Here is a 684-nt window from a genome sequence, read left to right on the forward strand (position 1 = left end):
ATAAAATTCAGTCTCATGATAGTTATCTAAATATTTTACTTACCAATCAAATCGACTTTATCATCTCGAACACTCCTAAACAGGATATGTTTATTGAAGAGCTTAATCAAAATATCATAAAATCTATAAGTGAAAATAAGCCATCCATACAATATGTATCGCAAGCAATGGGAATTTCTGTTCGTGTTCTTCAAAATAAGTTGAAGTTGTTAGATACATCATTTGTTGATGAGTTAAGTATGATTCGCAAAAATTTAGCATATAAATATCTACAAAATACTAACTTAAGTATCAGCGAAATTGCCGTTTTACTTGCCTATAAAGAGCAACCTTCATTCAATCGATCTTTTAAACAATGGACTGGTGTCACACCATTAGAGTGGAGAGGCTTTGTTGCATAAAAGGAATTCATCCCCATACAGTTTAGATGAATACAGAATCAAAAAGCCGCTACAAAACAACCAACTGGGCTGAGTACAATCAGGCTTTACGCCAACGGGGTGCTTTCACTATTTGGTTTGATCCCCAAATGCAATGGTATGCAATGCCTACAGGCAAAAAAGGATGTCAACCGACCTACTCTGATACTGCCATTCAGTTTGCCCTGACAATACGCAACCTGTTCCAACTGGCTTTACGTCAAACACAGGGTTTTATTCAAAGCCTCTTTCAACTCGCTCACCT

Annotated in this window: 2 protein-coding genes; both read left to right on the forward strand. The window is 36.4% G+C overall.

Annotated features, from left to right (window positions below; translation table 11 throughout):
• Window positions 1-401, forward strand: a 401-nt coding sequence (locus KPC_RS20165; protein WP_146196701.1) for a helix-turn-helix domain-containing protein, incomplete at its 5' end; no start/stop codon positions are given.
• Window positions 402-427: 26 nt separating this feature from the next.
• Window positions 428-684 (forward strand): transposase (locus KPC_RS20170; protein ID WP_171334575.1); only part of this gene is annotated, 257 nt, incomplete at its 3' end.

Source organism: Acinetobacter stercoris (assembly GCF_900323515.1).
Taxonomy (GTDB): Bacteria; Pseudomonadota; Gammaproteobacteria; order Pseudomonadales; family Moraxellaceae; genus Acinetobacter; species Acinetobacter stercoris.